Here is a 12,828-nt window from a genome sequence, read left to right as displayed (position 1 = left end):
GGGGGCATCCGCGAGGCGGCAGGAGCATGGCGGGAGCCGTTCCCTAGAATGCTTCGCCTCCTTGCAGAAAGACCGCCTCCATGACTTCCGGAGTGATCCGCCTCCGTGGCGCCCGCCAGCACAACCTGAAGCACCTGGACCTCGACTTCCGTACCGGGGAGCTGACCGTCGTCACCGGTCCTTCCGGCTCCGGCAAGTCCAGCCTGGTGTTCGACACGCTGTACGCCGAAGGGCAGCGGCGCTACGTCGAGACCTTCAGCGCGTACGCGCGCCAGTTCCTCGACCGCATGGACCGCCCCGCGGTCGACCATGTCGAGGGCGTGCCCCCGGCCATCGCGATCGACCAGACCAACCCGGTGCGCACCTCGCGTTCCACGGTTGGCACGATGACCGAGCTGAACGACCACCTGAAGCTGCTGTACGCGCGCGCGACGCAGCTGTTCGACCGGCAGACCGCCAAGCCGGTGCGCGAGGACAACCCGGAGTCGATCTACGCCGAGCTGCAGGAGCGCACCCGCGCGGCCGACCCGCGGCTGGTCGTGACCTTCCCGGTCGAGCTGCCGGCGCAGACCACGCCCGAGGAGATCGCGCAGTGGCTGTCGGCCAGCGGCTTCACCCGCGTGCAGGCCGAGCGCGAGATCGCCACGCCGACCGGCCCGCGCAAGGTGCTGGACGTGGTGGCCGACCGCTTCCGCCTGCAGGGCACCGAGAAGGCGCGCGTGGTCGAGGCCATCGAGGTCGCGCTCCGGCGCGGCAGCGGGCGGGTGAACGTCTATGCGCTCCAGGAGGAGGGCGAGCCCGAGCTGTGGCGCTTCTCGTCCGGGCTGCACAGCCCTGACAGCGACCTGCGCTACGCTGCGCCGCAGCCGGCGATGTTCTCGTTCAACTCCGCGGTCGGCGCCTGCGAGACCTGCCGCGGCTTCGGCCGCGTGATCGGGGTGGACTGGGGCCTGGTGATCCCGGACCAGCGCAAGACGCTGCGCGCCGGCGCGATCAAGCCGCTGCAGACGCCGGCCTGGAAGGAGTGCCAGGACGACCTGCTGAAGTACGCCGGCGAGGCCGGCATCCCGCGCGACACGGCCTGGAGCCAGCTCACGCCCGCGCAGCGCGACTGGGTCATCAACGGTTCGCCCCACTGGACCGGCGACTGGAACCGCCAGTGGTACGGCATCCGGCGCTTCTTCGAGTACCTGGAGAGCAAGGCCTACAAGATGCACATCCGGGTGCTGCTGTCCAAGTACCGCAGCTACACCCCCTGCGAGGCCTGCGGCGGCGCGCGGCTCAAGACCGAGGCGCTGCTGTGGCGCCTGGGCAGCAAGGCCGACGCCGACGCGGTGCTGCCGCCCGCGCAGCGCTTCATGCCGGTGGGCGTGGCCTGGACGCGCGAGCAGCTCGAGGCGCTGCCCGGCCTGTGCCTGCACGACCTGATGATGCTGCCGATCGAGCGGCTGCGGCGCTTCTTCGACGGCCTGACCCTGCCCGGCCCGATGCTGGACGAGGCGCTCAAGCTGCTGCTGGATGAGATCCGCACCCGCCTCAAGTACCTGTGCGACGTGGGGCTGGGCTACCTCACGCTGGACCGGCAGAGCCGCACGCTGTCGGGCGGCGAAGTGCAGCGCATCAACCTGACCACGGCGCTGGGCACCTCGCTGGTGAACACGCTGTTCGTGCTGGACGAACCCAGCATCGGCCTGCACCCGCGCGACATGAACCGCATCGTGCAGGCCATGCACCGGCTGCGTGACGCGGGCAACACGCTGGTGGTGGTCGAGCACGACCCGGCGGTGATGCTGGCGGCCGACCGCATCCTCGACATGGGCCCCGGCCCCGGCGAGCGCGGCGGCACGGTGGTGTTCGACGGCACGCCCGAGGAGCTGCGCCAGGCCGACACGCTGACCGGCGCCTACCTCGGCGGGCGCAAGCGCATCGGCGTGGGCATGCGGCGCTTCGTCGGCGAGAACACGCCGCGGCTGATCCTGGAAGGCGTGCGCGAGCACAACCTGAAGAACATCACCGTCGAGTTCCCGCTGCAGCGCCTGGTCACGGTGACCGGCGTCAGCGGCTCGGGCAAGTCCACGCTGATGCAGGACGTGCTGTTCCCGGCACTGGCGCGCCACTTCGGCAAGGCCACCGAGGCGCCCGGCGAGCACGACCGCCTGCTCAATGCCGACTGGGTCACCGACGCCGTGTTCGTCGACCAGTCGCCGATCGGCAAGACCGCGCGCTCCAACCCGGCGAGCTACGTCGGCGCCTTCGACGAGATCCGCAAGCTGTTCGCCGAGGCGCCGCTGGCGCGCCAGCGCGGCTACGGCGCGGGCATGTTCAGCTTCAACGCCGGCGACGGGCGCTGCCCGACCTGCGGCGGCTCGGGCTTCGAGCACGTGGAGATGCAGTTCCTCAGCGACGTGTACCTGCGCTGCCCGGACTGCGACGGCCGGCGCTACCGCGCCGAGATCCTCGACGTGCAGATCGAGCGCGAGGGCCCGGGCGGCTGGCGCGCGCTCAGCATCGCCGACGTGCTGGAACTCACCGTCAGCGAGGCCGCGCAGCTGTTCAGGGAGGATCGCGAGGTGCTGCGCGCCCTGCAGCCGCTGGTCGACGTGGGGCTGGAGTACCTCAAGCTCGGCCAGCCGGTGCCCACGCTCTCGGGGGGCGAGGCGCAGCGCCTCAAGCTGGCCGGCTTCCTCGCCGAGGCGGCGAAGGCGGCCACCGCGAGCCGCCAGCCGGTCGCGAAGAAGGGCACGCTGTTCCTGTTCGACGAGCCGACCACCGGCCTGCACTTCGACGACATCGCCAAGCTGATGCGAGCGTTCCGCAAGCTGCTCGACGCCGGCCACTCGCTGATCGTGATCGAGCACAACCTGGACGTGATCCGAGCTTCCGACTGGATCATCGACCTCGGCCCGGAAGGCGGCGACGCGGGTGGCGAGGTGGTGTGCGTCGGCACGCCCGAGGACGTCAAGGCGCATCCGGCCTCGCACACCGGCGCCGCGCTGCGCGAGTACGAGGCGGCGCTGGGCCTGGGCGAGCACGCGGTGCAGGAGGGCAGGCCGCTGCAGTCGCTGGCCAAGGCACGCCGCGACGAGGCCCGCCGCGCCGCCGACGAGCTGATCCGCATCGTCAACGCCCGCGAGCACAACCTCAAGTCGATGAACGTCGATATCCCGCGCGGCAAGTTCAGCGTCGTGACCGGCGTGTCCGGCTCGGGCAAGTCGACGCTGGCGTTCGACATCCTGTTCAACGAGGGCCAGCGCCGCTACCTCGAGTCGCTCAACGCCTACGCGCGCAGCATCGTGCAGCCGGCGGGCCGCCCGGAGGTCGACGCGGTGTACGGCATCCCGCCCACGGTGGCGATCGAGCAGCGCCTGTCGCGCGGCGGCCGCAAGAGCACGGTCGCGACCATCACCGAGGCCTACCACTTCCTGCGCCTGCTGTACGTGAAGCTGGGCGTGCAGCACTGCGTGCACGACGGCGCCGAGGTGCGCCCGCAGACGCCGGAATCCATCGCCGCGCAGATCCTGCGCGACCACAGGGGCCAGCACGTGGGGCTGCTCGCGCCGCTGGTGGTCAACCGCAAGGGCCTGTACACCGACCTGGCGAAGTGGGCCCAGGCGCGCGGCCACACCCACCTGCGCGTCGACGGCCACTTCGTGCCGGTGCAGCCCTGGCCCAAGCTGGACCGCTTCAAGGAACACACCATCGAGCTGCCGGTGGGCGACATCGTCGTCAGCCCCGACAACGAGGCCGGGTTGCGCGCGCTGCTGGCGAAGACGCTGGAGCACGGCAAGGGCGTCATGCACCTGCTGGCCCCGCTGGACGGCCTGAAGGCCGCGATGATCGCCGGCGCCCCGACCGACCGCATCGGCACCGTCAAGGTCTTCTCGACCAAGCGTGCCTGCCCGGTGTGCGGCACCAGCTACCCCGAACTGGACCCGCGCATGTTCTCGTACAACTCCAAGCACGGCTGGTGCGTCGACTGCGTCGGCACCGGCGTGCAGCTCACGCGCGAGCAGCGCAAGGCCTTCGACGACACGCTGCGCCACGACGACAAGGGCCGCGAGCAGACCTTCGCCGAGCCCGAGGTCGAGGACCTGGCCGACCAGCCCTGCAGCAGCTGCGGCGGCGCGCGCCTGAACCCGGTGTCGCTGGCGATCCGCTTCCGCGGCGAGTCGATCGCGCAGGTCGCGGCGCGCTCGGTCAGCGAGGCCCGGCAGTGGGTCGAGTCGCTGCAGCTGGACGGCCGCGAGGCCGCGATCGCGCGCGACCTCGTCGCCGAGATCCGCAGCCGCCTGCAGTTCCTCGAGGAAGTGGGGCTGGGCTACCTCACGCTCGACCGCGCCGCGCCGACGCTGTCGGGCGGCGAGGCGCAGCGCATCCGGCTGGCCGCGCAGCTGGGCTCCAACCTGCAGGGCGTGTGCTACGTGCTGGACGAGCCCACCATCGGCCTGCACCCGCGCGACAACCACATCCTGCTCGACGCGCTGCACAAGCTGGGCCGGCAAGGCAACACGCTGGTGGTGGTGGAGCACGACGAGGACACCATCCGCCGCGCCGACCACATCATCGACATCGGCCCGGGCGCCGGCAAGCGCGGCGGCCGGCTGGTCGCGCAGGGCACGGTCGCGCAGGTCGCGGCGCACGGCGAGTCGCTCACCGGCCGCTTCCTGGCCCGGCCGCTGGTGCACCCGCTGCACCCGCGCCGGCCGGTGGCGCCTGCGTCGCCGGTGCTGACCGTGCGCGGCGCCTTCCTGCACAACCTGCGCCACATCGACGTGCAGGTGCCGCTGCACCGGCTGGTCGCGGTCACCGGCGTCTCCGGCTCGGGCAAGTCCACGCTGGCGCGCGACGTGCTGCTGGCCAACGTGCAGGCCATCGTCGCCAGCCGCGGCAAGGGGCTGCCCGCCTGGAGCGGCTGTACCGGCATCGAGGGCTGGGAGCGCGTGAACCGCGTGCTCGAGGTCGACCAGACCCCGATCGGCAAGACGCCGCGCTCCTGCCCGGCGACCTACGTGGGCTTCTGGGACACGATCCGCAAGCTGTTCGCCGAGACGCTGGAAGCCAAGGCGCGCGGCTACACCCCGGCGCGCTTCTCGTTCAACACCGGCGACGGGCGCTGCCATGCCTGCGAAGGGCAGGGCCTGCGCACCATCGAGATGAGCTTCCTGCCGGACGTGAAGGTGCCGTGCGACGTCTGCCACGGCGCGCGCTTCAACCCCGAGACGCTGGCGGTGACCTGGCGCGGCCGCAGCATCGGCGACGTGCTGAACATGGAGATCGACGAGGCGGTGGAGTTCTTCGCCGCGATGCCCGGCATCGCGCACCCGCTGCAGCTGCTCAAGGACGTCGGCCTGGGCTACCTGACGCTCGGCCAGCCGTCGCCGACGCTGTCGGGCGGCGAGGCGCAGCGCATCAAGCTCGTCACCGAGCTCAGCAAGGTGCGCGACGACGTCACGCGCCGTGGCCAGCGCGCCCCGCACACGCTGTACGTGCTGGACGAGCCGACCGTGGGCCTGCACATGGCCGACGTCGAGAAGCTGATCCGCGTGCTGCACCGCCTGGTCGACGGCGGCCACAGCGTGGTCGTGATCGAGCACGACCTCGACGTGATTGCCGAGGCCGACTGGGTGCTCGACCTCGGACCCGAAGGCGGCGTGGACGGTGGCCGCGTGGTCGCGGCCGGCACGCCGGAGCAGATCGTCGCCGCCGGCACGCACACCGGGCGGGCACTGGCCCCGGTGCTGGCCCGCCGGTGAGTCGCTGCCGGGGTGGCCGGCAGGCGCGCGCTAGACCTCCAGCGCTTCCCTCGCCACCTCGACGTGCAGCCGCTCCATCGCGTCCAGCGGCCGGCAGGCCGCCGCCTCGCGGTACAGTGCCTCGGCCTCGGCGAGCCGGCGCTCGCCCTCCAGCATCACCAGCCCCTGGGCGTACTCGATGCGCCCCAGCACCGAGGCCGGGTGCAGCTTCAGCCCGGTGGCGAACATCTGCAGCGCCAGCTCGCGGGTCGAGCCCTGGCGCCGCGCCAGGCGGGCGCCTGCCTTGTCGATCACCTCGGCGTGGAAGGCGCCCAGCGCGATGTACGCGTCGGCATGGCGGGGCTGCAGCGCGATCGTGGCTTCCAGCGCGGCCTTCACCTTCTCGCCGACGCCCTGCGCCAGCGCCTGCGCGACGCTGATGCTCTGCGCATAGCGCCCGAGCGCCACCGCCAGCCAGTAGTGGGCGCTGGCCAGCTGCGGCTGCGCGGCCCGTTGCGCGGCGGCGCGCTCGGCCACCTCGAGCAGCAGGTCGAGCTTGCGGCGCTCGTCCGGCTCGACGTAGATCGCGTGGATGCACTGCGCCTTGTGGGCCGCGGCGAGGCCGGCGCCGCCGGCGCGCAGGCCCAGCTCCACCGCCTGCCGGAACTCGCCGGCGTGGAAGCAGGCCCAGGCCTGCCGGACCGCCTCGTCCTGCGGCCAGGGTTCGGCGTCGCCCGCATGCAGGCGGGCCCAGCGCGCCTGCAGCGCGACCGGGTCCAGCCGCCAGGCGGTGCTGTCATGGGGGAAGGCGGTCCAGTCGTTCACGGGGCAGGCTCCGGCAGGGATCGGGCGGCGTCGCGGTAGGGCCCGACCAGCCCGTGCAGGTGGGCCTGCTGGGCGGGTTCCAGGTAGGGCAGCAGCAGGCCCAGCACGTGGTGGGCCCCGCGCATCATCGCCGCGCCGGCCACCTCGGGCTCCAGCGCGCGGCGCGGGTCGCGCACGTACTCGTAGCTCAGCCAGTAGGTCAGCACCACCACCATCGCGGTGGCGACCGGCCCGGCGTCCTGCGGCGCGATGCGCATCGCGCCGTGCTGCGCCAGCCCGTCGAGCAGCTGCCCGATCGCACGCGACTTGTGTTCCAGCACCGCCTGGAAGCGCGTTTCCAGGTGCCGGTTGCGGCTCAGCAGGTCGTTGAGGTCACGGTACAGGAAGCGGTACTGCCAGATCAGCTCGAACAGCATGTGGAAGAACAGCCAGGCGTCCTCCACGTGGCGCACGCCGCCTGCCGCGCGCAGCAGCTCGTCGAGCGCCTGTTCGTAGCGGTCGTACAGCGCGTTGACCAGCGCCTCCTTGGCCGGGTAGTGGTAGTACAGGTTGCCCGGGCTGATGCCCAGCTCGGCCGAGATCGCGTTGGTGGAGACGTTGGGCTCGCCGAAGCGGTTGAACAGCTCGAGCGTGGCCTCCAGGATGCGCTCGGCCGTGCGGCGGGGTTTCTTCTGGGGTGGGGGCATGGCGCGGGTCTCCTCCGGGGCCGCAGCCAATCTAGCAAAAAGCACCGGGGGCCGGAACCGCGGAACAACCCCCCGCCAGCAGGTTTGCAGGCGGCTGCCTACAATTTCGCTCCTCATGTCCGCCATCAGCTTCCAACACGTTTCCAAGTTGTACCAGGGCGCACGTGGGGTGCTGCAGGCGCTGAAAGACGTCAGCTTCGAGATCGAACCGGGCGAATTCTTCGGCCTGCTGGGCCCCAACGGCGCAGGCAAGACCACCCTGATCAGCATCCTCGCCGGCCTGACCCATGCCACGGGCGGGCAGGTGCGCGTGCACGGCTACGACGTCGTCTCGCAGTACGCCCAGGCCCGCCGGCAGCTCGGCATCGTGCCGCAGGAGCTGGTGTTCGACCCGTTCTTCACGGTGCGCGAGGCGTTGCGCATCCAGTCCGGCTATTTCGGCGTCAGGCGCAACGACGACTGGATCGACGAGCTGCTCGCCAACCTGGGCCTGGCCGACAAGGCCAACGCCAACATGCGCCAGCTCTCGGGCGGCATGAAGCGGCGCGTGCTGGTGGCGCAGGCGCTGGTGCACCGCCCGCCGGTGATCGTGCTGGACGAGCCCACCGCCGGCGTGGACGTGGAGCTGCGCCAGACCCTGTGGCAGTTCATCGCGCGCCTGAACCGCGAGGGCCACACGGTGCTGCTGACCACGCACTACCTGGAAGAGGCCGAGGCGCTGTGCCACCGCATCGCGATGCTCAAGGCCGGCCAGGTGGTCGCGCTGGACCGCACCTCCGCGCTGCTGGCCGGCACCGCCAGCACCATGCTGCAGTTCAAGACCGACCAGGCGCTGCCGCCGGCGCTGGCCGCGCAGGCGCGCGTGACCGGCCGCATCGTGCAGATCAAGGCGCATGACGCCGCCGAGGTCGAATCCATCCTCGCCACCCTGCGCCAGGCCGGCTGCAAGGTCGAGGACCTGGAGATCGGCCGCGCCGACCTGGAGGACGTGTTCCTCGAGATCATGCAGGCCGACGCCCCGGCGCAGCCTGCCAGCCCCCGGCCCGCCCGGGCGGAGTCCGTCGCATGAATGCCGTGATCGACCGTTTCGCCGGCGTGCGCACGCTGCTGTACAAGGAAGTGCTGCGCTTCTGGAAGGTCAGCTTCCAGACCGTGGCCGCGCCGGTGCTGACCGCCGTGCTGTACCTGCTGATCTTCGGGCACGTGCTCGAGGACCACGTCACGGTGTTCGACCAGGTCGGCTACACCAGCTTCCTGATCCCGGGGCTGGTGATGATGAGCGTGCTGCAGAACTCCTTCGCCAACAGCTCCTCGTCGCTGATCCAGAGCAAGATCACCGGCAACCTGGTGTTCCTGCTGGTCACGCCGCTGTCGCACTGGGCCTGGTTCACCGCCTACGTCGGCGCCTCGATGGCGCGCGGGCTGACGGTGGGCCTGGGGGTGTTCCTCGTCACCGCCTGGTTCGCCCCGCCCTCGTTCGCCGAACCGTGGTGGATCGTGATCTTCGCCATGCTGGGCTCGGCGATGCTCGGCTCGCTCGGGCTGATCGCCGGCCTGTGGGCCGAGAAGTTCGACCAGATGGCGGCGTTCCAGAACTTCATCATCATGCCGATGACCTTCCTGTCCGGCGTGTTCTATTCGGTGCACTCGCTGCCGCCGTTCTGGCAGGCCATCAGCCACCTGAACCCGTTCTTCTACATGATCGACGGCTTCCGCCGCGGCTTCTTCGGGGTCAGCGACGTCTCGCCCTGGATGAGCCTGGCGATGGTGGGCACCAGCTTCCTGGTCGTGGCCGGCCTGGCGCTGCACCTGCTGCGCATCGGCTACAAGATCCGCCATTGAGCCGCGGCGGCCAGGGTTGACCCGAATCGGCGATAATCACGGGGTTATGGCTGACCCGACTGCCCAGGAAGTGCGCGACTACATCGCCCAGGGGCTCGATTGCGAGCACCTGGAGGTGGAGGGCGACGGCCGTCATTTCTTCGCAACCATCGTCTCCCGGGAATTCGAGGGCAAGAGCCGGATTGCGCGCCACCAGTGCGTCTACCGAGCGCTGGGCGATAGAATGCGCGAACAGATCCACGCCCTGTCGATGAAGACGCTGACCCCTGCCGAGTGGGCCGAGACCTCGGCGAAGCCTTCGGCCTCCCATCACCACCATCATTGACCGGCAACCGCCCGGCGGCGCGGTTGCGGACGTGCCGCGCTTGCCTGCTGGACGGCGCGGCGGCGGATCCGACACAGCGTGGCGCGGGTGGTGTCCGCCACACCACACCTATGGACAAACTCCTCATCCGCGGTGGCCGCCGGCTCAACGGTGAAGTCACGGTTTCCGGGGCCAAGAACGCCGCGCTGCCCGAGCTGTGCGCCGCGCTGCTGACCGCCGAGCCGGTCACGCTGACCAACGTCCCGCGCCTGCAGGACGTCAACACCACCCTCCAGCTGCTGCGCAACATGGGCGCGCGCGCCGAGCGCAGCGAGCAGCAGCCGGACCTGGTGCAGATCGACGCGAGCCAGGTCACCTCGCCCGAGGCGCCGTACGACCTGGTCAAGACCATGCGCGCCTCGATCCTGGTGCTGGGGCCGCTGCTGGCGCGCTTCGGCGAGGCCACCGTCTCGCTGCCCGGCGGCTGCGCGATCGGCTCGCGCCCGGTGGACCAGCACATCAAGGGCCTGCAGGCCATGGGCGCCGAGATCGTGGTCGAGCACGGCTACATCATCGCCAAGGCCAAGCGCCTGAAGGGCGCGCGCATCACCACCGACATGGTGACCGTCACCGGCACCGAGAACCTGCTGATGGCCGCCACGCTGGCCGAGGGCGAGACGGTGCTGGAGAACGCCGCGCAGGAGCCCGAGATCCCCGACCTGGCCGAGATGCTGATCGCCATGGGCGCGAAGATCGAGGGCCACGGCACCGGCAAGATCCGCATCCAGGGCGTCGAACGCCTGCACGGGCTGCCCGGCCCGGTGGGCCACCGCATCATCCCGGACCGCATCGAGGCCGGCACCTTCCTGTGCGCGGTGGCGGCCACCGGCGGCGACGTGGTGCTGCGCCACGCCTGCGCCGCCCACCTCGACGCGGTGATCGAGAAGCTGCGCGAGGCCGGGGCGACCATCGAGGCCGGCGACGACTGGATCCGCGTGCGCGCCGACCGGCGCCCCCGGGCGGTGTCGTTCCGCACCAGCGAGTACCCGGCGTTCCCGACCGACATGCAGGCGCAGTTCATGGCGCTCAACTGCATCGCCGACGGCGCGGCCAAGGTCACCGAGACCATCTTCGAGAACCGCTTCATGCACGTCAACGAGCTGCTGCGCCTGGGCGCGCGCATCGAGGTGGACGGCAACACCGCGGTGGTGCGCGGCGTCGAGCGCCTGTCCGGCGCCACCGTGATGGCCACGGACCTGCGCGCCTCGGCGAGCCTGGTGATCGCCGGGCTGGTGGCCGAAGGCGAGACGGTGGTCGACCGCATCTACCACCTCGACCGTGGCTACGACCGCATGGAGGTCAAGCTGCGCGGCCTCGGCGCCGACATCGAGCGCGTGACGCTGTGAGGCCGGGCAGGGCACAACCGCGGCGGGAAGGCTGAAATGACTGCAAGCAACACCATGATCACCCTGGCGCTGTCGAAGGGCCGCATCTTCGACGAGACCCTGCCGCTGCTGCAGGCGGCCGGCATCGAGGTCACCGAGGACCCCGAGACCTCGCGCAAGCTGATCCTGCCCACCAACCGCCCCGAGGTGCGCGTGGTGCTGGTGCGCGCCACCGACGTGCCGACCTACGTGCAGTACGGCGGCGCCGACCTCGGCGTGGCCGGCAAGGACGTGCTGCTCGAGCACGGCGGCCAGGGACTGTACCAGCCGCTGGACCTGCGCATCGCCAAGTGCCGCATGAGCGTGGCGGTGCGTGCCGACTTCGACTACGCCGCCGCCGTGAAGCAGGGCTCGCGGCTGCGCGTGGCGACCAAGTACACCACCGTGGCGCGCCAGCACTTCGCCGACAAGGGCGTGCACGTGGACCTGATCAAGCTCTACGGCTCGATGGAGCTGGCCCCGCTGACCGGGCTGGCCGACGCCATCGTGGACCTGGTCTCCACCGGCGGCACGCTGCGCGCGAACAACCTGGTCGAGGTCGAGAAGATCATGGACATCTCCTCGCGCCTCGTCGTCAACCAGGCGGCGCTGAAGGTCAAGCGCGAGCCGATCCGCCGGCTCATCGAGATTTTTTCCACTGTGACCCAGAAAAGGTGAACGCCATGAACGTGCAGATCCGTCAACTCGCCACCACCGCGCCGGACTTCGAAGCCGAGTTCCAGCGCGTGCTGCACTGGGCGGCCGAGACGGATCATGCGATCGAGCAGCGGGTCGCCGAGATCCTGGCCGACGTGTGCCAGCGCGGCGACGCGGCGGTGCTCGAGTACACCAACCGCTTCGACGGGCTGGGCGCCACCTCGGTGGCCGCGCTGGAGCTCGGCCGCGCCGAGCTGGACGCGGCGCTGGCGCAGATCACGCCGGCGCAGCGCAGCGCGCTGGAAGCCGCCGCGCGCCGGGTGCGCGCCTACCACGAGCGCCAGCTCGAGGCCTGCGGCCGGTCCTGGAGCTACCGCGACGAGGACGGCACGCTGCTGGGCCAGAAGGTCACGCCGCTGGACCGCGTCGGCATCTACGTGCCGGGCGGCAAGGCGGCCTACCCGTCCAGCGTGCTGATGAACGCGGTGCCGGCCAAGGTGGCCGGCGTCGGCGAGATCATCATGGTGGTGCCCACGCCGCGCGGCGAGAAGAACCCGCTGGTGCTGGCCGCCGCCGCGGTGGCCGGGGTGGACCGCGTGTTCACCATCGGCGGCGCGCAGGCGGTCGCGGCGCTGGCCTACGGCACGGCCACCATCCCCAAGGTCGACAAGGTCACCGGCCCGGGCAACGCGTACGTGGCCAGCGCCAAGAAGCACGTCTACGGCACCGTGGGCATCGACATGATCGCCGGGCCCAGCGAGATCCTGGTGCTGGCCGACGGCACCACGCCGCCCGAGTGGGTCGCGATGGACCTGTTCAGCCAGGCCGAGCACGACGAGCTGGCGCAGAGCATCCTGCTGTGCCCCGATGCGGACTACATCGCGCGGGTCAAGGCCGAGATCGACCGCCTGCTGCCCGACATGCCGCGCCGCGACGTGATCCGCGCCTCGCTGGAAGGGCGCGGCGCGCTGATCCTCACCCGCAGCATGGAAGAGGCCTGCGAGATCAGCAACCGCATCGCGCCCGAGCACCTGGAAGTGAGCTCGCGCGAGCCGGGCCGCTGGGAGCCGCTGCTGCGCCACGCCGGCGCGATCTTCCTCGGCGCCTACACCAGCGAGTCGCTCGGCGACTACTGCGCCGGCCCCAACCACGTGCTGCCGACCTCCGGCACCGCCCGCTTCTCCTCGCCGCTCGGGGTGTACGACTTCCAGAAGCGCTCCAGCCTGATCGAGGTGAGCGCCCAGGGGGCCCAGATGCTGGGCCGCATCGCGGCCGAGCTGGCCTACGGCGAGGGCCTGCAGGCGCATGCGCGGGCCGCCGAATTCCGCCTCGACCAGAACGACCAGCCGGGAGCCTGA

The 12,828-nt window shown here is 71.1% G+C and carries 9 protein-coding genes; 7 read left to right on the top strand and 2 right to left on the bottom strand.

Annotation, left to right across the window (positions count from 1 at the left end; genetic code table 11):
* Window positions 1-80: 80 nt before the first annotated feature.
* Complete coding sequence (uvrA, locus tag IS481_RS15155; protein ID WP_104358063.1) at window positions 81-5,753, top strand: excinuclease ABC subunit UvrA; 5,673 nt, start codon at window positions 81-83, stop codon at window positions 5,751-5,753.
* Between the two features lie 30 nt (window positions 5,754-5,783).
* Here uvrA and IS481_RS15150 read toward each other — a convergent pair whose 3' ends face one another.
* A complete protein-coding gene (locus IS481_RS15150; RefSeq protein WP_104358062.1) occupies window positions 5,784-6,557 on the bottom strand; it encodes a tetratricopeptide repeat protein in 774 nt (257 codons plus the stop codon).
* A complete protein-coding gene (locus IS481_RS15145) occupies window positions 6,554-7,243 on the bottom strand; it encodes a TetR/AcrR family transcriptional regulator (protein ID WP_104358061.1) in 690 nt (229 codons plus the stop codon). The genes IS481_RS15150 and IS481_RS15145 overlap by 4 nt, the downstream gene beginning before the upstream one ends.
* 115 nt (window positions 7,244-7,358) lie before the next feature.
* Here IS481_RS15145 and IS481_RS15140 point away from each other — a divergent pair, with 115 nt between their 5' ends.
* The 6 genes from IS481_RS15140 (at window position 7,359) to hisD (ending at window position 12,828) form a co-directional block, all read left to right on the top strand.
* Window positions 7,359-8,312, top strand: coding sequence for an ABC transporter ATP-binding protein (locus IS481_RS15140; protein WP_104358060.1), 954 nt, complete (start codon window positions 7,359-7,361; stop codon window positions 8,310-8,312).
* Complete coding sequence (locus tag IS481_RS15135) at window positions 8,309-9,085, top strand: ABC transporter permease (protein ID WP_104358059.1); 777 nt, start codon at window positions 8,309-8,311, stop codon at window positions 9,083-9,085. The genes IS481_RS15140 and IS481_RS15135 overlap by 4 nt, the downstream gene beginning before the upstream one ends.
* Window positions 9,086-9,131: 46 nt before the next feature.
* Complete coding sequence (locus tag IS481_RS15130) at window positions 9,132-9,410, top strand: BolA family protein (protein WP_104358058.1); 279 nt, start codon at window positions 9,132-9,134, stop codon at window positions 9,408-9,410.
* A gap of 110 nt (window positions 9,411-9,520) precedes the next feature.
* On the top strand, window positions 9,521-10,795 hold the full coding sequence (gene murA / locus IS481_RS15125) for a UDP-N-acetylglucosamine 1-carboxyvinyltransferase (RefSeq protein WP_104358057.1): 1,275 nt from the start codon (window positions 9,521-9,523) through the stop codon (window positions 10,793-10,795).
* 54 nt (window positions 10,796-10,849) lie between these two features.
* Window positions 10,850-11,491 carry an ATP phosphoribosyltransferase gene (hisG, locus tag IS481_RS15120; protein ID WP_104358056.1) on the top strand — a complete coding sequence of 214 codons (642 nt, stop codon included), beginning with the start codon at window positions 10,850-10,852 and terminating at the stop codon, window positions 11,489-11,491.
* Window positions 11,492-11,496: 5 nt separating this feature from the next.
* Window positions 11,497-12,828 (top strand): histidinol dehydrogenase, encoded by a 1,332-nt coding sequence (gene hisD, locus IS481_RS15115; protein WP_104358101.1) that lies wholly within the window; start codon window positions 11,497-11,499, stop codon window positions 12,826-12,828.

The sequence above is a fragment of the Caldimonas thermodepolymerans genome, assembly GCF_015476235.1.
Classification (GTDB): domain Bacteria; phylum Pseudomonadota; class Gammaproteobacteria; order Burkholderiales; family Burkholderiaceae_C; genus Caldimonas; species Caldimonas thermodepolymerans.
Note: the sequence above shows the minus strand (reverse complement) of the source record. Positions and strands in the feature narration are given on the sequence as shown.

What these genes read in the sequence shown, in the direction of transcription:
- hisD (WP_104358101.1), top strand. Translation starts at nt 11,497, where the DNA reads ATGAACGTGCAGATCCGTCAACTCGCCACCACCGCGCCGGACTTCGAA.
- uvrA (WP_104358063.1), top strand. Translation starts at nt 81, where the DNA reads ATGACTTCCGGAGTGATCCGCCTCCGTGGCGCCCGCCAGCACAACCTG.
- IS481_RS15135 (WP_104358059.1), top strand. Translation starts at nt 8,309, where the DNA reads ATGAATGCCGTGATCGACCGTTTCGCCGGCGTGCGCACGCTGCTGTAC.
- IS481_RS15145 (WP_104358061.1), bottom strand. Translation starts at nt 7,243, where the DNA reads ATGCCCCCACCCCAGAAGAAACCCCGCCGCACGGCCGAGCGCATCCTG.
- hisG (WP_104358056.1), top strand. Translation starts at nt 10,850, where the DNA reads ATGATCACCCTGGCGCTGTCGAAGGGCCGCATCTTCGACGAGACCCTG.
- murA (WP_104358057.1), top strand. Translation starts at nt 9,521, where the DNA reads ATGGACAAACTCCTCATCCGCGGTGGCCGCCGGCTCAACGGTGAAGTC.
- IS481_RS15140 (WP_104358060.1), top strand. Translation starts at nt 7,359, where the DNA reads ATGTCCGCCATCAGCTTCCAACACGTTTCCAAGTTGTACCAGGGCGCA.
- IS481_RS15130 (WP_104358058.1), top strand. Translation starts at nt 9,132, where the DNA reads ATGGCTGACCCGACTGCCCAGGAAGTGCGCGACTACATCGCCCAGGGG.